Raw genomic sequence first — 842 nt, forward strand, 5'->3', positions numbered from 1 at the left:
AACCAGATTCCCGTTGTAGTCGTACTCTCTATTGGTGCTGCTTGCTGCGCAGCCACTCCCTGCTGGCTGACTCTGCCCCGATATGTACTGAGAACCTGCTACATACTGCGTTGTTAAGTTACTCGCAGCACCAAGAGGCGTCGTCAGTGAGATCCCCGTTGGCGCATTCCAGTAATGATCAGCCCAGTACGTATTATTCGAAGCCTCATAGCTGAGAACTACATTCCACGACGGGGGAGACGCATAGCTAGCAGCATAGAGACTGACACCACCGGCCAATTGAGTCTGAATCGCACGCCCCGCAGCGTCGTATCCATACGTAGAGAAGCGAGTACTGTTCTCGTCGGCCACACCGGTCAATGCCCACGGCAGGTCCGTTCTCTCGTAGAGGTAATGACGATAGCCACCGATCGATGGCGAAATGCCGACAAGATTCCCCACTCCATCGTAGTGCGCGGTAGAGGCGTTTCCACTGGGGTCAATCAGCTGTCGAACCCGTGGCGTGTCCACACCGATTGGCTGCTCATACAGGAACTGTATGGAGCGGCCGAAGTTATCTTGAATAGCAATGATCAAACCTGGCGTAGGTGCCACCGCGGGAGGAGTACTTGCCAGACTGTACGTATAAGATAGTGCGGCGCCGTTGCTTCTTCTGATACTGATTATATTCCCTTGGGTATCATAAAACTCCTCGCTCTTCCCCTCCACATCGAGGTACACCCAGCCGCCGTTGGATTGTGTAAGTCGATCACGGACATCAGAATCAGGAGCGTACACGTTTCCACTCAAGCTGAAGCTTATGAGTGCTCCAGCCCCTCGGTCCGCTTGGATCGCCCATGGAG

The 842-nt window shown here is 54.2% G+C and carries 1 pseudogene; it reads right to left on the reverse strand.

The window, feature by feature from the left end:
- Positions 1-777 (reverse strand): annotated as a pseudogene (locus tag AC1D15_RS35035) (hypothetical protein); the annotation flags it as partial.
- Between the last annotated feature and the right edge of the window lie 65 nt (positions 778-842).

This window comes from Rhizobacter sp. P2_H2, from assembly GCF_056403375.1.